General features: G+C 68.8%; 20 protein-coding genes. 10 read left to right on the top strand and 10 right to left on the bottom strand.

Annotated features, from left to right (window positions below):
* The first annotated feature begins 125 nt into the window (after nt 1–125).
* The 3 genes from ACWPKK_RS09990 to ACWPKK_RS09980 all read left to right on the top strand — a co-directional run bounded on the left by ACWPKK_RS09990 (nt 126) and on the right by ACWPKK_RS09980 (nt 2235).
* Nucleotides 126–734, top strand: coding sequence for a YgjV family protein (locus ACWPKK_RS09990; protein ID WP_452003310.1), 609 nt, complete (start codon nt 126–128; stop codon nt 732–734).
* A complete protein-coding gene (locus ACWPKK_RS09985; RefSeq protein WP_310112125.1) occupies nt 731–1438 on the top strand; it encodes a Crp/Fnr family transcriptional regulator in 708 nt (235 codons plus the stop codon). The genes ACWPKK_RS09990 and ACWPKK_RS09985 overlap by 4 nt, the downstream gene beginning before the upstream one ends.
* Nucleotides 1439–1566: 128 nt before the next feature.
* Entirely contained in the window at nt 1567–2235 is a 669-nt protein-coding gene (locus ACWPKK_RS09980) for an MT-A70 family methyltransferase (RefSeq protein WP_324868395.1), read from the top strand.
* Nucleotides 2236–2392: 157 nt separating this feature from the next.
* Here the strand turns inward: ACWPKK_RS09980 and ACWPKK_RS09975 are convergent, their stop codons facing one another.
* From ACWPKK_RS09975 to ACWPKK_RS09960, 4 genes are all read right to left on the bottom strand, one after another.
* On the bottom strand, nt 2393–3022 hold the full coding sequence (locus ACWPKK_RS09975; RefSeq protein WP_452003307.1) for an HAD family hydrolase: 630 nt from the start codon (nt 3020–3022) through the stop codon (nt 2393–2395).
* Between the two features lie 13 nt (nt 3023–3035).
* Nucleotides 3036–3803 (bottom strand): DsbA family protein, encoded by a 768-nt coding sequence (locus tag ACWPKK_RS09970; protein WP_452003304.1) that lies wholly within the window; start codon nt 3801–3803, stop codon nt 3036–3038.
* A 125-nt stretch (nt 3804–3928) separates the two neighbouring features.
* A complete protein-coding gene (locus ACWPKK_RS09965; protein WP_452003301.1) occupies nt 3929–5353 on the bottom strand; it encodes an esterase-like activity of phytase family protein in 1425 nt (474 codons plus the stop codon).
* 173 nt (nt 5354–5526) lie between these two features.
* Nucleotides 5527–6897 carry a M48 family metalloprotease gene (locus ACWPKK_RS09960; RefSeq protein WP_452003299.1) on the bottom strand — a complete coding sequence of 457 codons (1371 nt, stop codon included), beginning with the start codon at nt 6895–6897 and terminating at the stop codon, nt 5527–5529.
* Between the two features lie 73 nt (nt 6898–6970).
* Between ACWPKK_RS09960 and ACWPKK_RS09955 the strand changes: the two genes are divergently transcribed.
* The gene (locus ACWPKK_RS09955; protein WP_452003296.1) at nt 6971–8296 is read left to right on the top strand and encodes a gamma-glutamyltransferase; all 1326 of its coding nucleotides are present in this window, start codon (nt 6971–6973) and stop codon (nt 8294–8296) included.
* A 47-nt stretch (nt 8297–8343) separates the two neighbouring features.
* Nucleotides 8344–9507: a pyridoxal phosphate-dependent aminotransferase gene (locus ACWPKK_RS09950; RefSeq protein WP_452003293.1), complete on the top strand. Its 1164-nt coding sequence runs from the start codon at nt 8344–8346 to the stop codon at nt 9505–9507.
* A gap of 143 nt (nt 9508–9650) precedes the next feature.
* Here the strand turns inward: ACWPKK_RS09950 and ACWPKK_RS09945 are convergent, their stop codons facing one another.
* On the bottom strand, nt 9651–10388 hold the full coding sequence (locus tag ACWPKK_RS09945; protein WP_149222464.1) for an SDR family NAD(P)-dependent oxidoreductase: 738 nt from the start codon (nt 10386–10388) through the stop codon (nt 9651–9653).
* A gap of 267 nt (nt 10389–10655) precedes the next feature.
* Here ACWPKK_RS09945 and ACWPKK_RS09940 point away from each other — a divergent pair, with 267 nt between their 5' ends.
* Nucleotides 10656–11867 carry a ChaN family lipoprotein gene (locus tag ACWPKK_RS09940; RefSeq protein ID WP_452003291.1) on the top strand — a complete coding sequence of 404 codons (1212 nt, stop codon included), beginning with the start codon at nt 10656–10658 and terminating at the stop codon, nt 11865–11867.
* Between the two features lie 10 nt (nt 11868–11877).
* On the opposite strand, the gene ACWPKK_RS09935 is transcribed toward ACWPKK_RS09940, so the two are convergent.
* Entirely contained in the window at nt 11878–12507 is a 630-nt protein-coding gene (locus ACWPKK_RS09935) for an NUDIX hydrolase (RefSeq protein WP_452003288.1), read from the bottom strand.
* Nucleotides 12508–12666: 159 nt separating this feature from the next.
* Between ACWPKK_RS09935 and rmuC the strand changes: the two genes are divergently transcribed.
* From rmuC to ACWPKK_RS09915, 4 genes are all read left to right on the top strand, one after another.
* Nucleotides 12667–14121, top strand: a complete 1455-nt coding sequence (gene rmuC, locus ACWPKK_RS09930) for a DNA recombination protein RmuC (RefSeq protein ID WP_452003285.1) — start codon at nt 12667–12669, stop codon at nt 14119–14121.
* A gap of 135 nt (nt 14122–14256) precedes the next feature.
* The gene (locus ACWPKK_RS09925) at nt 14257–14448 is read left to right on the top strand and encodes a hypothetical protein (protein ID WP_324868415.1); all 192 of its coding nucleotides are present in this window, start codon (nt 14257–14259) and stop codon (nt 14446–14448) included.
* Nucleotides 14449–14624: 176 nt separating this feature from the next.
* Nucleotides 14625–16661 carry a methyl-accepting chemotaxis protein gene (locus tag ACWPKK_RS09920; protein ID WP_452003282.1) on the top strand — a complete coding sequence of 679 codons (2037 nt, stop codon included), beginning with the start codon at nt 14625–14627 and terminating at the stop codon, nt 16659–16661.
* 80 nt (nt 16662–16741) lie between these two features.
* Entirely contained in the window at nt 16742–16993 is a 252-nt protein-coding gene (locus ACWPKK_RS09915) for a hypothetical protein (protein ID WP_452003279.1), read from the top strand.
* Between the two features lie 28 nt (nt 16994–17021).
* On the opposite strand, the gene ACWPKK_RS09910 is transcribed toward ACWPKK_RS09915, so the two are convergent.
* The 4 genes from ACWPKK_RS09910 to ACWPKK_RS09895 form a co-directional block, all read right to left on the bottom strand.
* Nucleotides 17022–18071: a hypothetical protein gene (locus ACWPKK_RS09910; RefSeq protein WP_452003277.1), complete on the bottom strand. Its 1050-nt coding sequence runs from the start codon at nt 18069–18071 to the stop codon at nt 17022–17024.
* 133 nt (nt 18072–18204) lie between these two features.
* Entirely contained in the window at nt 18205–18426 is a 222-nt protein-coding gene (locus tag ACWPKK_RS09905) for a DUF1150 family protein (protein ID WP_149222274.1), read from the bottom strand.
* An 86-nt stretch (nt 18427–18512) separates the two neighbouring features.
* A complete protein-coding gene (locus ACWPKK_RS09900) occupies nt 18513–18989 on the bottom strand; it encodes an Hsp20 family protein (RefSeq protein WP_149222273.1) in 477 nt (158 codons plus the stop codon).
* Nucleotides 18990–19114: 125 nt separating this feature from the next.
* Nucleotides 19115–20287, bottom strand: a complete 1173-nt coding sequence (locus ACWPKK_RS09895; RefSeq protein ID WP_452003274.1) for an NAD(P)/FAD-dependent oxidoreductase — start codon at nt 20285–20287, stop codon at nt 19115–19117.
* Nucleotides 20288–20398 lie beyond the last annotated feature (111 nt).

The following is a 20398-nucleotide window of genomic DNA, read 5'->3' as shown; positions in this document are numbered from 1 at the left end:
TCTTCCGCTCTTCTCATTCGGTACTTTGCTCTCCGCGCCTTTCCTTGCGCCGCCCTTCGGGGCGGCCGGCGCCGTTTCCCGTCCCTTGTCCCGCCTCCCGTTTCGTTGCTGGGGGGATTTCCTGCATGATCGAGATGCTGACCATCCGGCTCCCCGCGCTCTTCGGCGGGGGAGGGGAGACGGACATCTGGTGGTCCGTTGCGCAGCTGGTCGGCTTGTGCGGCATGCTCGGCGGCATGCTCTGGCCCTTTTTCCGCAGCCGGCAGGCCATGCTTCTGGTGCAGCTGGTGCCCTGCCTGGGCTTTGCCATGCATTTCGCCCTGGTGGGCGCTCCGACCGCGGCGGCGCTGAACGGGCTTGCGGCGCTGCAGGTGTTGGCGGCGCTGGCGCTCGGCACATGGCCGGCTTTCCGAGTCGTCTATCTGCTGATCCTGCCGGTGATTGCCGCGGTTATGGCCGTGACCTGGACCGGCCTGCCATCCGTCTTTGCCGCGGCCGGCATGGCGCTGATCAGCCTGGCGCGCTACCAGACCCGGGTTGCGGCGTTCCGCGGCGCCATGCTGGTGGCATTGCCCTGTTGGTTCGTGCACAACTGTCTGGTGGGGTCGATCCCGGGCATGATCTCCGATCTGACCGGAATCGCCGTCAATGTCTGGAGGCTTCTGAGCGACCGGACGGCGCCGCGCCCACCAACATCAATGCCGCCAACGGCCGGGGAGGCGAAGCTGTCATGACCACCCACCACAGCAACCTGTCGGCGGAAGATGCCGCCGCACTGCGCGCCATTCCGCTCTTCGCCAAGCTGACCGACCGCGCCGTGTCCCTGCTGGGCGGTGTCGCCATCGTGCGCCCGGTGCCGCGCGGCACCACCCTGTTCCTGCAGGACGAGCCCGCCGACCGCTTCTTCGTGCTGCTCGACGGCTGGGTGAAGCTGTACCGCCTGACCCGCGACGGGACGGAGGCGGTGGTCCATGTCATCGGTCCGGCCGAGAGCTTCGCCGAGGCCGCCATGTTCGCGGACGGCAAGTTCCCGGTCTGTGCGGAGGCGGTGACCGACGCCCGTGTCATGACCCTGACCGCCGACGGATTCGCCCGCTGCCTGCGTGAGGATGACCGCATCGCCTTCGGCATGCTGGGCTCGCTGTCGGTGCGCCTGCGTCATCTGGTGACGCAGATCGAGCAATTGCAGGTCCAGCCGGCGCCGCAGCGGGTCGCCGCCTTCCTGATGCGCGTCTGCCCGCCCGGGGATGGGCCGGCGCAGTTCCAGCTTCCCTTCGACAAGGCGCTGATCGCACGGCGCCTCGGCATGCAGCCGGAAACCCTGTCGCGGGCGCTCGCCAAGCTGCGCGCCTCCGGCGTGGAAACCCAGGGACTGACCGTCAGCGTGGCCGAGCGCGCCACCCTGCGCGCCGTCGCCGAGGCGGGCGAGGAGGAGTGACCGACGGCTGCCCGCCGCCGCTTGTGACAGCGTCGGCGGAGCGGCTAGACTGGATTGACGGCGGTTGCCGCCGCGTGCGAGTTTGCACCCCTCCCAGTACCGGGTTTGTTCAGGATTTCGAGGCAGCGATGGGCGACAGCAACACGGTGGCGACGGCATCGGATCCGGCGCGGGATCTGGTGGCTTTCGCCGGTGACCGGCGCTTCGCCACCGTCATGGCGGACCCGCCCTGGCGCTTCGTCAACCGCACCGGCAAGATGGCGCCGGAGCATCGCCGCCTATCGCGCTACGGCACCATGACGGTCGAGGACATCTGCGCGCTGCCGGTTGCCGACATCGCCGCCCCCACTGCGCATCTCTATCTCTGGGTTCCCAACGCGCTGCTGCCGGAAGGCCTGCAGGTCATGCGCAGCTGGGGGTTCGAGTACAAGACCAACCTCATCTGGCACAAGGTGCGCAAGGATGGCGGGTCGGACGGGCGCGGGGTCGGATTCTATTTCCGCAACGTGACCGAATTGATCCTGTTCGGCGTCCGCGGCAAGAAGGCCCGCACGCTGCCCCCCGGCCGGACCCAGGTGAACCTGATCGAAAGCCGCAAGCGCGAGCACAGCCGCAAGCCCGACGAACAGTATGAACTGATCGAGGCCTGCAGCCCCGGCCCCTTCCTGGAAATGTTCGCCCGCGGCGCCCGGCCCAACTGGTCGGTCTGGGGCAACCAGGCCGACGACAGCTATGAGCCGACCTGGAAGACCTACGCCTTCAACTCCGCGACCGACCGCGAGGCGGCGGCGGAGTAGGTTTGGGGAGCTTTCGGCTTCGGATGCCCCCACCCTAACCCTCCCCCGCTGTGCGGGGGAGGGAATTAAATGCTGATGCGGGAGAGCGGCGGCAGTCCCTCCCCCGCCCAGCGGGGGAGGATAGGTGGGGGTCTAAACTCCCCACGAAAATCGCCCCCTACAACACCCCCAGCGCCACCAAGTCCCGCCGCAGCGCCTCGGCTCCTAAGAACAGGTGGGCCGGCATGCCCACTGATTTGGCCGCTTCGACATTGTCGGGGTTGTCGTCGATGAAGTAGCAGTGCTTCGGTTCGAGACCGTAACGATCCATTAGCAGTCGATAGATCGCTGGATCCGGCTTCACCAGCCGTTCCTGACCCGAAACGACGATGCCGTCGAAGCCGTTCAGGAAGTCGAAGCGCTTGCGCGTCAGTTCGAACTTGTCGGTGGAGAAGTTGGTGATGGCGTAGACCGGGACGCCGCGGGCCTTCAACTCTGCCAGGATCTCCGGCGTGCCGGGAATCGGGCCGGGAACCATGCGTTCCCACATGTCGTCATAGGCGCGGATTAGTTCGGCGCAGTCCGGATGCTCCTCGGTCAGCTGGGCGATCGCCTCGCTCCAGGGACGGCCGCGGTCCTGCTCAAGGTTCCAGGCGGGGCTGCAGACCCGGTCGAGGAAATCCTCCATCAGGTCTTCATAGCCGTCGAACAACTCGCGGTAGAGGTGCCGCGGGTCCCACTCGATCAGCACCTGCCCGACGTCGAAGACGACGACGGTCGGCTTCAGCGGCTCAGTCGTTGCGGTCATGGAACGGCCCGCCTCAACCCTTGGCGCGGGCGGCGTCGGTCAGCCGCTTCATGTCGTCCAGCTTGATGGCGCCGGGCACCAGCTCGTCGCCGAAGACGAAGGCCGGGGTGCCGCGGATGTTCAGCTTCTCGGCCAGCGCCTGGTTGGAGGCGATCACCTTCAGCACGTCCGGCGACTCCATGTCCTTCTTCAGCCGGTCGGTGTCGAGACCGACCGACTTGGCCAGCCGCATGACCACCGCCTCGTCCAACTGGCCGCGGTGGGCCATCAGGGCATTGTGGAATTCCATGTACTTGCCCTGGGCGCGGGAGGCGAGTGCGGCCTTGGAGGCCAGCAGCGAGGCCGGCCCCAGGATCGGGAATTCCTTCAAAACGAAGCGAAGCTTGGGGTCGCCCTTGATCAGCGCCTGGGTGTCGGCCTGCACGGCCTTGCAGTAGCCGCACTGGTAATCGAAGAACTCCACCACCGTCACGTCGCCCTGCGGGTTGCCGGCGACCGGGTCGGCGGGGTTGCGCGTCAGCTCCTGCCTGTTCTCGACCAGGGCCTTGCGGGCCTGTTCGGCCTCAGCCGCCTTCTGGCGCTCCTGCATGGCGTCGACGGCCTGCAGGATGACCTCGGGATGCTCCATCAGGTAATCGCGGACGATCTTCTCGATGGCGGCCTTCTGGTTGCCGTCGAAGCTCGCCGATTGCGCATGGGCCGGAGCGGCGGCGGACAGCGCCAGCGCCGCGACAGGCAGGGCCAAAAGGGCGGAACGCAGGTACGGCAGAACGGGGCGCATGGTGGGCGGTCTCCGAAAACGCTGGGGACATTGGGCCGAAGGCCGCCCACACTGGACCGACAATCGGGTCCGGACAAGTGCAAAGCGCTCGCCCGGACCACACCCCCGGTTTCACTATCGCGTGATCAGCGGGCGCGCAGAAGTTCGCCCACCGACAGCAGCGCCATCTCGTCGCCGTCGGCCTTGCCGATGGTCCGGCCGGTGGAGTAGGGCAGGTTGTTGTCGTTGACGACCACGATATGGTCGGCATCGACGATGTTCACCCCCTCCGGCCCCAGATGGGGCATGACGAAGCGGCCTTCCGGCGCCTGTCCGGCACGGGCCTTGCGGTCTGGATCGGCGATGTCGGTCAGGTCGATGTAACCGACCTTGCGCACGAAGCCGTCGGCGTCGGCCCCGGCGATGTCGATCTTGTAGACCCGCTTGAAGGCGGCCGGCGCGTTGAAGCAGTCGGGCTTCGCCTCGCCCTGGCAGGCCTGGGTCTTCGCGCCCTCGCTGCTGTCGTCGCGCTCGATCACCAGGGCGGTGCCGGCGTCGATCATCGCCAGATCGGCGACGACGTTGGCGTTGTCCTCCAGCTTGTACTTCCAGGACTTGCCAGTGTACGTGCGGCTGGCGACGTCAAATTCCAGGATGCGGGTGTACGCGCGGCCGTCCTTGTTCTCGAAGGCGTTGGCGGCGGCATTCCACAGCGGGCCTTCCAGCGACGGGTACAGGGTCTTGCCGTCCGGCGACACGCCCATCGGCTCGAACCCGCGCGACCGGCGGACCTCGAAGGCGACGGCGCCCGGCACCGGCGGCAGGATGCCGTTGCGGTAATGGTCGGGCGAGCGGGCCGGCTTGCCGTCGACCATCGTCTCATGCACCGCGACGACCACGCCGTCGCGGCTCAGTTCCAGGATGTAGGGGCCGAACTCCTCGCCGATGAACAGGCGATCGGCCTGCACCACCAGCGATTCGGGATCGAAGTCGGCGCCGGTCAGGTAGCGCGCGGTGCTGTTCTCGTTGACGATGGCGAAGGGAACCTTGCGGTCGGGATCGCGCAGGAAAATCGTCTCCAGCCGCTGCAGGGCGCCGCTCTGCCAGTCCGGCTTGACGCGATGGACCATCAGCAGCGCATCGACCGAGTTCACCTTGCTGCCGAAGCCGTTGTCGGTCAGCGCCATGAACTCGCCGTTGCCCTGCGGCACGATGGCGGAGAAGCCCTGAACCGCCTGACCGGCCACCGGCAGCATGATCTCCGTCTGGCGCGGGACCTTGGGGTCGGAGGCGAAGGAGGTGGCGCGGATGCTGCCCACCGTGTCCACCCGCTTGCGGTCGGCGTTGGTGAACTTGCCGGCGGTGGCGAACAGCGGCCCGGCATCGGCCGGCGCCTGCACCAACGTGTCGGCCGGCAGCAGGGCATGGCCGGCCAGCGTGGCGGGGAAGCGCTTGGCCTGCTGTTCCTGGGCCTGAGCCGGGGTCGCGGCGGTCAGGGCGATGGACAGCAGGGCTGCGGTGGCGAACAGGGCGCCGCGCCAGGACGGCAGGCGGACGGACAGCATGGGCATGCACTCCCGTGGACGGTACAGCGCGTCCGGGCCAAGTGGCGGGGCCAAGTGGCGGGGGGACGCGCTCGATGTCCGCGGAATAGCAAGCGGCGATGACGTGGCCGGGACGGTTCGGTGACCGTTGCGTTACCGGAAGGACGCTTTCGTCATATGACCGATCCGTCCCAACCCGATCAGCGCGTCCTGTCGCCGCCGGTCTGGCCGCGGATGTCCTGGGCGCGCAGCCAGCCCGGCGACCCGGCGGGCAGCAGCTTTTCCGCCCGTTCGGCCTGCGCCTTCGCCATCGGCATGTCGCCTCTCGCCAGCGCCTCCTCGGCGGTGGCATAGGCGACCATGCCGTCGTTCTTCTTCATGCTCCAGGCCTGGGCGGTCAGCCGCCACAGGAAGGCGGACTGGGCCTTGCCCTTCGACGCGATCTGCAGGTTCTTCAACGCCTCGTCGGCGAGCCGGGAATCGCGCTGTTCCAGCAGGGCGTGGGCGAGCGAGACGCGGATCGTTCCGGCTTCGGAACCGGCCAGCTCGATGGCCTTGCGGTAGGGGACGACCGCATCCGGCGCGCGGCCGGTCTGCAGCATCAGGTCGCCCTTCATCTCGTGCAGGTAGGGATTCCTCGGCTCGTCCGCGATCAGGCCGTCGACCAGCGGGGTGGCCTGCCTCACGTCGCCCTGGCGGAAATAGGCATAGGCGCGGCCATAGCGGGCGGCGGGCGACGGGTCGTTCGCCTTGTAGCGTTGCAGCGCGCCGCGCGGGTCGAGATAGCCGTACAGCTTGGCCTGGATCCGCCGCAGGTCGGCCTCCGTCGCCGTCGGCAGCCGGGCGTCGGCATAGCGGGACCGGGCGACGAAGGCTCTCACCGCTTCGATGCGCTCGCGCGTCAGCGGGTGGGTCAGGCGATAGCCGGCGTCGCGGTCGTTCATCAGCGGCTCGCCGACGCCCAGCTTTTCCAGGAAGGTCTCCATCCCCTTGGCGGAGATGCCCGACTGTTCCAGGAAGGACAGGCCGGCCTGATCGGCCGATGCCTCCTGCGTGCGGGAAAAGGACAGGAAGTTCCGCTCCGCCAGATGCTGGCCCAGCATGACGCCCGCGGCGCCGGCCCCGGCGTTGCCCGAGGCGAGGCCGCCGATGACGCCCAGGCCCATGCCGAGCAGCGAGGACAGGAAGGCGTTGTCCATCGCCTCCGTCCCGCGCACCAGATGTCCGCCGGAGATGTGGCCGGTCTCGTGCGCGATGACGCCCAGCAGCTGGTCGGCATCGTCCACCGTCAGCAGCAGCCCGGTGTGCAGGAAGATGTTCTGTCCGCCGGCGACGAAGGCGTTCACCGACGGATCGTTGACCAGAAGGATCTGCACCGAGTCGGGGTCGATGCCGGCCGCCTGGAAGATTGGCCGGGCCATCTTGCGGATGATATGGTCCGTCTCGGCGTCGCCCAGGATCTGCATGTCCGAGCGGCGCTGCGCGCTCGCCGGTGGCGCTTCCCACACCAGCGACATCAGACACATGGACATGATGGCGACGACCGAAACCAGCCTGCTGGGCTTGCGCACCGTGACGACCTCCGGCTTTGAACAGCGGACCCCCGCGCGGAACCGGCGGAACTCCGGGCCGCGACACACTCGCTTGCGAATCTGGCGACGGTTGGGCGCGGTTGCCATAGCTGCATCACTGCTGACCGGCTGCGTCAACACGAAGTTCAAGACCGACGCGACGGTCCAGAGCTTCGTCGTCGCCGACGAACCCTATGCCGCCGGCATCGGCCGGGACATCATCGCCCAGGGCGGCAAGGCCGGCGACGCGGTGGCTGCCATGGCGCTGGCGATGACCGCCAGCCTGCCGTCGCGCGTCGGGCTGACCGGCGGCGGCGTCTGCGTTCTGTTCGACGCCGCGTCCAAGAAGGCCCGCACCATCGACTTCCTGCCGCGCCCTGTCGGTGCCGGCGGCGTCGGCATGCCCGCGATGGCGCGCGGCCTGTATGCCGTCCAGGCCTCGGCCGGCGTGATGCGGTGGGAGCAGGTGGTCGCCCCGGCGGAACAGCTTGCCCAGTTCTCCCCCGGCCTCAGCCGCGCGCTGGTACAGGATCTGAGCGCGTTCGGCGGGCGTCTGGCCGCCGATTCCGATGCACGTCGCCGTCTGATGGGCGCCGGCACGCCGGCGGTCGGCACGGTCGCCGGCCAGCCGGAACTGGCCGCGACCCTGTCGGTGCTGCGCCGCCAGGGCGTGGGCGCCTTCTATGCCGGGCCGCTCGCCGCGACGGTCGCCCAGGGCATTGGGCTGGATGCGGCGCAGCTGCGCGCCTATCAGCCGCGCGTCGGCGCCACGCTGACCGTGCCCTTCGACATCAGCGACCTGCATGTTCCCGACACGACCGAGCCGGAGTCGGGGGCTGCCCTGATCCAGGCCTGGAAAGCGGTGGCCGCCCTGCCGCCGGCCGAACGCGCGACCCGTGCCGCCCAGCTGCTGGGCGCCACCGGTGCCGGCGCTACTGCCACTGCGGCCGGCGCCGGGGTGATGGTGATCGATCCGGACGAGAACGGCGCCGCCTGCGCCTTTACCCAGGGCGCTCCCTTCGGCACCGGGCGCGGCATTCCCGGCACCGGCATGCTGGTGGCCCAGGGGGTGGACCGCGGCGGCTTCGGCGCGCCGGCCCTGATCGCCAACTCGATCATCGGCCGCACCCTGTTCGCCGGGGTCGGCACTGCCGGGGGCAGCGACGGCCCCGCCGCCGGCCCGGCCGCCCTGCTGTCGGTGGCATTCCCGTCGGGCCTGGAGGACAAGTCGACCGCGCCGCAGATCCAGGCCGCGCGTCCGCAATCCGTCCCCGGGCGGGTCAGCTTCATCGGCTGCCGGGTTTCAACGGAGGACGGGATCCGCTATTGCCAGACGGCAACCGACCCGCGCGCCGGCAGCCTGGCGCTGACGGTCGAAAGCGAACGCAAGCGGGACTGAACCGCGAAAAAGCGGCCCGCCCAAAAGAGAGTTAGAGACGGACGATCATGAGCAAGCAGCCCAAGGTTTCCAAGCGGGGCGCCATTCCGCCCTTCTTCGTGATGGAAGTGATGCGCGCCGCGGCGGAGCGCGAGGCCGCCGGGCTTGAGGTCCTGCATATGGAGGTGGGGCAGCCCTCCACCGGCGCGCCTAAGGGCGTGGTGCAGGCGGCTGCCACCGCCGTCGTGGGAAGCGACCCGCTGGGCTACACCGGGGCGCTGGGCATCCAGCCGCTGCGCGCGGCCATCGCCAAATGGTACAAGGACCGGTACGGCGTGGATGTGCCGGAGCGGCGGGTGGTCGTCACCACCGGGTCGTCGGGCGCCTTCCAGCTGGGCTTCCTCGCCGCCTTCGATCCGGGTGATCGGGTGGCGATGGCGTCGCCCAGCTATCCGGCCTACCGCCACACCCTGACGGCTGCCGGTGTCATCCCGGTGGAGTTGCCGACCGGGCCGGAGCATCGCTTCCAGCCGACCATCGAACTGCTGGAGGCGCTGGAGGAGCCGGTGCAGGGGCTGATCGTCGCCAGCCCGGCCAACCCGACCGGCACGATGCTGAGCCGCGAGGAACTGACCGCGCTGTCCGACTGGTGCCGCGCCAACGGCGTGCGCATGGTGTCGGACGAGATCTACCACGGACTGACCTATGGCACCGACGCGGTCACCGCGGCCGAGGTGAACGAACAGGCGCTGGTGGTCAACAGCTTCTCCAAATATTTCTCGATGACCGGCTGGCGTCTGGGCTGGATGATCGTGCCGGACGATCTGCTGCGGTCGGTCGAATGTCTGGCGCAGAACCTGTTCATTTCGGCGCCCACGCTGAGCCAGGTGTCGGCGGTCGCGGCCTTCGACTGCACGGCGGAGTTGGACGGCCACGTCGCCCGCTACGCCCGCAACCGCGCGGTTCTGCTGCAGGAACTGCCGAAGGCGGGCTTCACCAAGATGGCTCCGGCCGATGGCGCCTTCTACATCTATGCCGACGTGTCGGACATGACCGACGACAGCGAAGCGCTGGCGAAGCAGATCCTGGAGGAGACGGGCATCGCCTGCACTCCGGGCATCGATTTCGACACCGCCCGCGGCCGACGCTTCCTGCGCTTCAGCTTCGCCGGGTCTGAGGAGACCATCGCCGAGGCGGCGCGGCGGCTGATCGCCTGGCGGGCGGGGAAGTAAAGTGCGGAGTTAGACCCCCACCTAACCTCCCCCGCTGGGCGGGGGAGGGAATTGGACTTTTGTCGGCGTTCAGCGGCAGTCCCTCCCCCGCCCAGCGGAGGAGGTTAGGTGGGGGTATCACTTAGCCGGTCTGCGGCACCCCCTCAGAACAGATGCTGCCCGCCGGTGATGAAGGTCTCCGTACCGGTCACATAGGCCGAATCCGGGCCGCAGAGGTAGAAGATCACCGCGGCGACGTCTTCCGGCGTTCCCATGCGCTTCAGCGGGATGCGCGGGATCAGCACGTCGTATTCCGGGCCGGTCATCGCCGTTTCGATCTCCCCGGGGGCGACGGCGTTGACGCGGACGCCGATCTCCGCGAACTCCACCGCCATTTCGCGGGTCAGGCCGGACAGCGCCGCCTTGGAGGTGGAATAGGCGGAGCCGGCGAAGGGGTGCACCGAATGGCCGGCGATGGAGGTGACGTTGACGATCGCCCCCTTGCCCTTCGACAGCGGGGCGGCGAAGCCGCGGGCCAGAACCAGTGCTGCGAAGAAGTTCAGCTCGAACACCCGGTGCCAGCCCTCGATCGAGCCGTTCAGGCAGCCCAGCCGCTCCTTGATCGGGGTCTTGGGCGAGATGCCGGCGTTGTTGATCAGGGCATGCAGGGGGGCGCCGTCCAGCGCCTTGTTCGCCTCCTCCACGAACGCGGCGCGGCTGGCGGGGTCGGACAGGTCGGCCGGGATGTGGTGGGTCCAGTTGGGATCGCGCCGGCAATGCTCCGGCACATCCTCGCGCGAGCAGGAGATCACGCGCCAGCCTTCGTTGCTGAACCGGGTGACGGTGGCGTGTCCGATACCCCGGCTGGCGCCGGTGAGAATGACGGTCTTGCGGTGCGGCATGGCGGCGGTGCGCTTCACGAATGATTGCGGTCGGGCGGGGAGAGCGGACGCCCTGGGTCTGGCCTCGGGAGTATACGGATGCCGGCGCGGAAGGCCGCCATCCGCCGTATGTCCACCGCCGGTGCCGATCCTACCCGCCGATGCACCGGCTGTCATCCGCCGCGGATCTTCAGCGCGGCCGAACGACGCAATCGGTGGCGTTCGCCATTGACCTTGTGTCCGGCAGTTCCAACCTTGGCGCAATGCCTGAGCCGACGGAGCCGACCCTTGCGCCAGATCTTCCGTCCCATCCCCCTTCCCTTGGCCCGTCCCTTTCGTCTTGCCCCGCTGGTCTTCGCGGCGCTGTCCTTCGTCGCCGCATCCGGCGTCCGGGCGGAGGATGCCGCGCGCATCGGCTGCGTGCCGCCGGGCGTGTGGGCCGACGGCACCGGAACGGCGGTGGAGCCGGCACCGCTGCTGCGCCGGCTCGCCGAAGCGCCGGTCGTCCTGCTGGGGGAGCAGCATGACAAGGCCGATCACCACCGCTGGCAGCTCCACACCCTGGCTGGCCTGCATGCGCTGAACCCCGACCTTGCCGTCGGGATGGAGATGCTGCCACGCCGACTGCAGCCGGTGCTCGACCGCTGGGTGGCGGGGGAACTGACGGAAAGCGAGTTCCTGAAGGAGACGGACTGGCGTACGGTTTGGGGCTTCGATCCGGCCTTCTACCTGCCGATCCTGCAATTCGCCCGTCTGCACCGGCTGCCGGTGGTGGCGCTGAATGTGGAACGTTCGCTGATCAGCCGCACCGCCCGCAACGGCTGGGCCGCCATTCCGGGGGCGGAGCGCGAGGGCGTCGGCACCCCCGCCGCCCCGACGGAAACCTACCGCAACCGCCTGACCGAAACGCTGGCGGCACACGACCGCTCGGAATCGCAGGCGGCCGCCCCCACCGATGCGGCCAAGCGCTTCATCGACGCGCAAGGTGTTTGGGACCGCGCCATGGCGGAGAAGATTGCGGAAACCCGTCGGACCACCGGCCGCGCCGTCGTCGGCATCCTGGGGCAGGGCCATACCCTCTACCGCGACGGCGTCCCGCACCAGCTGGCCGACCTCGGCATCGCCGATGCCGCCGTGCTGCTGCCGTGGGATGCCGACCGCGACTGCGACGAGCTGGACGGGCGCATCGCCGATGCGGTCTTCGGGCTGGGGCCGGCGCGCGAGGATGCCGAACCACAGCGGCCGCGGCTGGGCGTGCAGCTCGATCCCGGTCCGGAAGGCATCACGGTGGGATCGGTCAGCGACGGCAGCGTTGCCGCGGCGGCCGGCCTGCGCACCGGCGACCGCATCCTGATCGCCGCCGGAAGCCCGGTTCGGGCGCCGGCCGATCTGGTCGCCGTCATCCGCCGTCAGGCGCCCGGCACATGGCTGCCGCTGACCATCCGGCGCGACGGCGCGGAGCAGGAACTGGTGGCGAAATTCCCGGTGGAACGGCGCTAGGCGGCGCTCCTCACAGCATCCGGTCCCAGCGGGCGAGCGCGTCCGGGGTGGGGTTGACCGCGGGGGCGCAATCGCTGCGGCCGAGCCGGTCGCGGTGCTCGCGCAGAGCCCAGACCACCGTGGGGAAGGCAAGCTCGCCCCAGGGGATCTCGTCCCAGGCGAACAGCCCGACCTCCAGGCTCTCCGGGCCGGGCTCCACGTCCGGGGACAGCAGACGGGCGCGGAAAATCATCTGAACCTGGCTGATGCGCGGGATGTCGTAGATCGCCAGCAGATGGTCGATGTCGATGCGGGCGCGCGCCTCCTCCCAGGCTTCGCGGGCCGCTCCCTCGCGGGTGCTCTCGCGCTCCTCCATGAAGCCGGCGGGCAGGGTCCAGAAGCCCTTGCGCGGTTCGATGGCGCGGCGGCACAGCAGGATGCGGCCATCCTCCCAGGTCGCCACCGCGCCGACCACCATCAGCGGGTTCTGGTAGGCGATGTAGCCGCAATCCGGGCACATCAGCCGCTCGCGATCCTCGCCGGGGGGTATGGCGCGGACGCGGGGGCCGCCGCAGCCGGGGCCGCAATCGGAGGCGCCATTGGAGGCGCCGTTGGGGGCGCCATTGGGGGATTTGCTGTCGGGAGTGTTGTCGTCTGGCATGGCCTCCGATATGGCGCCGCGGACTTGGTTGGGCAAGCGGGGAAAGCGGCGGCTGGGCAATGCTGCGTCACCCTGTCTGTTCGCGCCCTGTTCCAATTCGCGTTTCGTTCCGATAGGCTGTGCTCGTTTCAGGTGTGGGGCAGGGGTGAGGGAGCGGGTGTGACGCAGTTCGTGGTGAACGGGATGGTGGTGGACGGGATGTCCCTGGCGATCGGGCTGGCAGCCGGCCTGCTGCTGGGCACCGCCATCGCCTGGGCGGTGCTGCGCGCCGCGGCGGGCCGGGGGGAGGCCGCGGCTGCTGCCCTGCATGCGGAGTTCGCCACCCGCCTCGACCTCGCCGAGCGGACCGAGGATGACCTGCGCGAGGAGATCGAGGCGCGGGACCACCAGATCGCCCGGCTGCATGGCGAGGTCGCCGACGCCCGCGAACGCCACGCCCAGCTGTCGACCCGGCTGGACGCCGAACGGACCGCGGCGGCGGAGAAGATGGCCCTGCTGGAGCGGGCGCAGGCGGCGCTGGCCGACAGCTTCAAGGCATTGTCGGCGGAGGCGCTGCACCAGAACAACCGCAGCTTCCTCGATCTGGCGCGGGAGACGCTGGCAGGCTTCCAGGAGCAGGCGAAGGGCGACCTGGACAAGCGCCAGACCGCCATCGCCGCCATCGTCGATCCGGTGCGCCAGTCGCTGGAGGCGATGGACCGCCAGATCCGCGACCTGGAAAGCAGCCGCGCCGGCGCCTATGAGGGGTTGAAGCAGCAGGTGCTGTCGCTGGTGGAGACCCAGAGCCAGCTGCGGGCGGAGACCGGCAACCTCGTCCGTGCGCTGCGCACCCCGGCGGCGCGCGGGCGCTGGGGCGAAATCCAGCTGCGCCGGGTCTGCGAGATGGCGGGCATGCTCGACCATTGCGACTTCGTGGAGCAGGTATCGGTCGACAGCGGCCGGCTGCGCCCCGACCTGATCGTCACCCTGCCCGGCGGCAAGACCATCGTGGTCGATGCCAAGACGCCGCTGGAAGGCTATCTGGACGGCGTCCAGGCGGCGGACGACGGTGCGCGGCGCGACGGCATGGTCCGCCATGCCCGCCATGTGCGCGAGCATATGAAACAGCTCGGCACCAAGGGCTATTGGGACCAGTTCGACGACAGCCCGGAATTCGTCGTGCTGTTCCTGCCCGGCGAGAATTTCTTCTCCGCGGCGCTGGAGCAGGACCCGGCGCTGATCGAGGCCGGCATCGACCATCGCGTCATCCTGGCCACCCCGACCACTCTGATCGCGCTGCTGCGCGCCGTCGCCTATGGCTGGCGGCAGGAGCGGCTGGCCGACAATGCCCGCGAGATCAGCGCGCTGGGGGCGGAGCTGTACAAGCGCCTGTCCGACCTGGGCGGCCATATGGAAAAGCTGGGCGGGCAGCTGGACAAGGCCGTCGGCTGCTACAACAGTGCGGTCGGTACGCTGGAATCGCGGGTGCTGGTCAGCGCGCGCCGATTCCGCGACCTGCATGCCGCACCGGAGGGATCGGAGATGCCGCTGCTGGAACCTCTGGACCACAGCCCGCGCCGCCTGCAGGCGACGGAACTGCGTGTGCCGCCGGTGGAATCCTCCGCCGCGGATTGACGGCGGCGCGGCCCGTTGCTGCGACATTCCGTCCTGTCCGTAACCGTGCCCACGGGCACGTGTTCACCGCTGCGGTGCAGCGTCGGCCGTGCTATCCATGCGGCCTCACAGGCTTCGACACCATGGAACCCGCCGATGACGGACCAGACCGGAACCGAACAGACCGTCCGCTGCGACCGCTGCAACCATCCCTATCCCGCCGTGACGGAGGGGGGCTGTCCGCGCTGCCGTTCGATTCGACGCAGCAATGCGGTGATCGTCACCCTGCTGGTGATGCTGGTGATCCTCGCTCTGGTCGGTTGGATCGGTACTTTGGTCCTCACTTGATTCCATTGCCGGTACTTTGGTCGGTCATTGCGCAGACACTGCACATTCCGTATGCAAAGCGCACAATGAAACATCATTTCTATTTGACCCGATAATCGAGCAAGTTTTTTGCTTGTCATGAATAGTTCAATCTGAGAAGCAACCCTCTGCAGTCGTTTTTGCGCAGGGGTCGCATCATGCTGAAGAACCTCAGGATTGCCGCGCTCACCAACCTGTTCGGCGTGGTGGTCACGCTCGGCTTCCTGGCGGTCGTCCTGACGGGTGCGCTGGCGATCCGCGAACTGAAGGTGGGTGGTCCGATCTACCAGCGCATCGTGCTGGGCAAGGATCTGATCGCCGACATCCTGCCGCCGCCGGAATATGTGATCGAGGCCTATCTGGAAACCACGTTGGCGATGAGCGACCCGGCGTCGGTGGAGCAGCGGCGGGCGCGTCTGGTGCAGCTGCGCAAGGATTACGACGACCGGCACGAATACTGGTTGAAGGAAGGGTTCGAGCCGTCGCTCGTCGACCAGTTGACCAAGGCATCGCATGCGCCGGTGATGCGCTTCTGGACCGAAGTCGAGACGAAGTTCCTGCCGGCGCTCGCCCGCAAGGACGAGGCGGCGGCCCGCGCCTCCTACGCGGTCATCGCCGAGGCCTATGCGGCCCATCGCGCCGTCGTCGACCGGATCGTCGCGGACACCACCCGCTACAACAGCGAGACGGAGGTCTATGCCGCCGGACGCGAAAGCCTGTTCATGAGCGCGGTTTGGGGCGTTTCGGCCCTGGTGCTGGCGGTGGTGGTGCTGGGCGTGCTGGGCATCCGGCGCCGGGTGGTACGGCCGGTGGGTGAGCTGACCGCCGCGATGCGCCGCTTGGCCCAGGGCGACCTCGGCGTCGCCATTCCCGGTTCCGACCGCGGCGACGAGATCGGTGCGATGGCCGGGGCCCTGCGCGTCTTCAAGGAGAATGCCGAGGAGGCCGAGCGGCTGCGCCGTCTGCGCGAGGAAGAGCGGGAACGGTCCGAACGGGAGAAGCAGGCCGCCTTGCTGCGCATGGCCGAGACGGTGGAGACGGAAGCGTCCAATGCCGTCGATGTGGTCGCCAGCCAGACCAGCCAGATGGCCGCTAACGCGACCCGCATGGCCGAATCGGCCCGCGCGGTCAGCGACAACAGCCAGAATGTGGCCGCCGCCGCGACCCAGGCGCTGTCGAACGCCCAGACCGTGGCTGCCGCGTCGGAGCAGCTGAGCGCCTCCATCCGCGAGATCGCCACCCAGGTCGGCGCCGCCACCGCCATGACCGGCGAGGCGGTCGGCGCCTCGGTCCGGGCGGAGGAAACCATCCAGCGCCTTGCCGAGGCCGTGACCCGCATCGGCGAAGTGACCGACCTGATCAACGACGTCGCCGGCCAGACCAATCTGCTGGCTCTGAACGCCACCATCGAAGCGGCGCGGGCAGGGGAGGCCGGAAAGGGCTTCGCGGTGGTCGCCAGCGAGGTGAAGCAGCTGGCCGGGCAGACCGCGCGGGCGACCGACGAGATCGAAAGCCAGATCGCCACCATCCAGGCCACCACCGCGGAGGCGGTCAACGCGGTGCGCGCCATCGCCGACCGGGTGCGCGGGGTGGAGTCGGTATCGGCCACCGTCGCCGCCGCCATCGAGGAGCAGGAGGCGGCAACCGGCGAGATCGCCCGCAATGTCCTCCAGACCTCCAACGCGGCGCAGGAGGTGGCGACCCGCATCGCCGCCGTTTCGCAGGAGGCGACGGCCACCGGCGAACGCGCCAGCGAGGTCAACGCCCTGTCCACCCGCGTGGCCTCCAGCATCGACCAGCTGCGCCGCGTCCTGATCGAGGCGATCCGCACCGCCACGCCGGAGGTGAACCGCCGCGCCGCCCCGCGCTACCCGCTGAACCGGCCGGGCCGGCTGACCATCGGCGGGCGCGAGGTGCCGGTGACCGTCGACAATGCTTCGGAAGGCGGCGCGCAGATCAGCGGCTTGCCGCAGGAGTGCTGGGCCGCTCTGGCGCAGGGGACGGCGCTGAGCGTCGTGTTGCCGGGGCTGGAACCAATGCCAGCCACGGTGCGCGCGATTGACGGCGGTGTTGGTGGCGGTGTTGGCGGCCGTCTGCATGTCACCTTCACCCTGGCCGCTGCCGACCGCGAGCGCTTTGCCGGTCAGTTCCGCCGCATCGTCGCCGGGCTGGTGCCGATGGACAGGGCGGCGTGAGCGTCCCTTCGGCCACAGGCGGGGCGAAGACGGCAAGATGACAGTGAATTCATGACGTTCGGGTGTTGCACCGGTCCAGAATGGCGGCAGCTCCACGGCCGCCGGCCCGTTCCGAAAGCCCGTTCGCCATGGTCAACACCACCGCCTGTCCCTATTGCGGCTCCGACTACGGGCATGGTCCCGACGAGTGTCCACTCTGCCGCTCCGCCCGGCGCACCGATCTGATCGTGCGCTGTGTCATCGGGCTGCTGTTCCTGGCGCCGATCCTGACGCTGGCCGCGACGATCCTGCTGGACAACCGCGCGGTGGCGACGATTCTCTCGATGGACTGATTACGCCCGCCGGGGCGGTGCCCGCAGCCTACAAATGCCCCGTCCGCGCCGACTGCTCCAGCGCCTTGATGTGGGAGAGGCCGGGCAGGATCTCCGACTTCACGAACTCCATGCGCCGGTTCGGACCGCCGCCGCCGCGGGCGAAGCGGTGCTTCCACAGGTTCATCTTCACCGCCAGACCGCACAGCACCCCGCCGATGGTGACGTGGTGGGACGAGATCAACTCGCGGATGGCGCGGAAGGTGTCGGCGTTGATGTCGCTCCAGAAATCCTTGGACCGGTTGTCGAAGCTCTCGAACCGGCCGGTGATGGAGGTGGAGATGTCTGTCAGGTCGCGGGCGATCTCATCCAGCAGCCTGATCTGGCGCGGATCGCGCTTCACCTCGGCGGAACTGCGGATTTCGCCCATCCAGGTGACGAAGCGCTGCACCTCCGGCACGATCTCGTCCAGGCATTTGCGGAAATAGGCCAGCGACAGGAAGATGTCGCCGTACTCCTCCAGGAACTGCGGGATCTCGTTCAGGCCGATGTCCAGCCGGTCGGCCATCATGCGCAGGTTGCGCAGCGCCTCCTCCCGGTTGGGATTGGCGAACAGCTGGATGATGTCGGTCACGTCCGCGACCTGAAGCTCTTCCGTGCCGTAGACATATTCCATCAGCGGCCGGGTGAAGACGCGCATGTAGTTGGTCAGCTCCGCCTTCTTGCGGTCCGACAGCGTCAACGATTCGACGTTGTTGACGTCGATGTTCAGCCGCCGCAACTCGATGCGCGAGGAGTAGACGTCGAAGCTGGAGGCGGCGCCGATCTTCTCCAGCTTCACCAGATCGCGCTCGATCTCGTCCTTGTAGGACTCGAAATAGGCGGGCAGATGGCGGGCGGTCACCTGGCCGCTGCCCGCCTGGGCGTCGTGGAACATCTCCACCACCGTCTGCAGCCGGACATTCTTGATCAGCCGGGCATGCTGCAGGCCGGGGGTGTCCAGCGGGATCGACGACAGCGGAAGAATATGCAGGGAATCGCGGGCCTCGTCGTCCCACGCCTTCCGTTTCTCCGTTTCGGCGGCGGTCTTCGTGTCCACCGCCGTATCGCTCGCCCCGCCGTCCAACCGACCGTCCCCCGATGCCTTTTTCGCGTATAGCGCCCGTGATTATGGCAGAGCGCACCTTACAACAGGAGTTAGGGCTGACAAGGATCGAGATGCCGGCCGGTGGTCAGTGGACGCTGACCGGCTCCATGTCGTTCTGCACGATGGCGGCGAAGGCCAGCTCGCGGTCGGCGACGACGCTCAGCGGCGTGCCGTCGGCGGCGTGGATCGCGAAGGCGGCGGTGCCCTCGAGTTCCACCGGGCGGACATAGGCGACGTCGCCCAGGCCGAAGCTGGCGAAATCCTGGGTCGAAAGCTGGCGCAGCTGGCTGTGGGTATCGTTCATCATGATCGTGGTCTCCCGGCGGCTCCCCGTCATGGGCGGCCGCGCGTGCAGAGTGTCGGGAAGGCTGGTGGGAGGAAAAGGGGGCCGGGTCAGTCGTCCTTGCCGTCGGCGGATACGTCGATGGTGCGCGGCATGGCACCGCCGGCGGATTTCTTCGGCTGCTCGATCTTGATGGTGCGGACCTTCGGTTCCGGCATCGGACGGGTCAGGTCGATGTTGAGCAGCCCGTTGTCGAGCGAGCAGCCCACGACCTCTATCCCTTCGGCCAGGACGAAGCTGCGCTGGAACTGCCGGGCGGCGATGCCGCGATGCAGGTAGACGCGCGACTTGTCGTCGGTCTGGCGGCCGCGGATGACGAGCTGGTTGTCCTCGATCTGGACCGACAGGTCTTCGGAGGTGAAGCCGGCCACGGCAAGCGTGATCCGCAGGCCGTCGTCGCCGATCTGCTCGATGTTGTAGGGGGGATAGCCTTCGGCCGAATTCTTGGCGATGCGGTCGAGCGTCCGCTCGAACTGATCGAAGCCGAGAAGCAGCGGGCTGTTGAAGAGCGAAAGGCGAGTCGTCACGACGCATCCTCCTCACGACGGGAGCGAGTTGCGGAAGATGGGCCCGTTTCCGGCGCCCGGCGGATCGGCGGCCCAGCACATGCCGGCGCCGCCACGCCTATAGATTGGGAGAGCCGAGGTCGCGGTCAAGAACCCTGTGAGCTCCAAGCACCGCCAATGATCTCGGAAGCCTCGCCCAACTCCGCCGCCACCGCGTCGGCGATGGCGAGGCAGGAGGTCAGGCCCGGCGATTCGATGCCGAACAGATTGACCAGCCCCTCCACTTCATGGGTGCCCGGCCCCTGGATCAGGAAATCGGCCTGCGGCTGCCCCGGTCCGCACAGCTTGGGCCGCACGCCCGAATAGGCCGGCACCAGCGCGTGGTCGGGCAGCCCCGGCCAATAGGCGCGCACCGCACCGTAGAAGGAGTCGGCCCGGACCGGATCGACGGCATAGTCGATGGGCCCCTCTCCATGGCCGGCGATATCGCCCAGCCATTCCACGTCGGGGCCGAAGCGGGCTTGTCCGGCGAGATCCAGCGTCAGGTGGACACCCAGCCCACCCTCCACCGGCACCGGATAGACCAGCCGCGAGAAGGGGGAACGGCCGGTTGCCAGCGCATAGTAGTTGCCCTTCGCCAGCACCCGCGGCGGCACATGCGCGGCATCCAGCCCTTCCAGCCCGCGCGCGACCGCCCAGGCGCCCAGCCCGGCGGCGTTGACCAGCGTGGAGCAGGCCAGCCGCATCGGCTCCGCCCCGCCGACCTCCAGCTCGAAACCGTCGGCGATGCGGTGGGAGCGCAGCAGGGGGCTCTGCAACGCCAGCATCGCGCCGGCCTCCTCGGCGTCGCCCAGCAGGGCCAGCATCAGCCCGTGGCTGTCGATGATGCCGGTGGAGGGCGACAGCAGGGCGCCGACGGTGCGCAGGTTCGGTTCCCACCGCATCGCCGTGGCGGCGTCGACCTCCGTCAGGTCGGTGACGCCGTTGGCGGCGGCCTGGGCGCGGATCGCCGCCAGCTTCGGCAGCTGATTCTCCTCCGTCGCGACGATCAGCTTGCCGATGCGGCGATGCTCCACGCCATGGGCGGCGCAGTAGTCGTAGAGAGCGTCGCGGCCGGGCACGCACAGCCGGGCGCGCAGGCTGCCGGTGGGATAATAGATGCCGGCATGGATGACTTCGGAGTTGCGGGAACTGGTGCCGGTCCCGATGGCGTCCGCCGCCTCCAGCACGATCACCTCGCGCCCGGCCCGCGCCAGCCGGCGCGCCACCGCCAGACCGACCACCCCCGCCCCGACGACCACGCACTCCACCCGTTCCATCGCGTCATTCCTGCCTGCCGCTTGCGGTGTGGGGAAGGGGAGCGCAAAACGGCAGGGCGGGCAAGGGGTTCCAGATACGCCGTCAGGCTTGACTCCGGCACGCCAATGGGT

Source organism: Azospirillum largimobile, from assembly GCF_977007025.2.
Note: the sequence above shows the minus strand (reverse complement) of the source record. Positions and strands in the feature narration are given on the sequence as shown.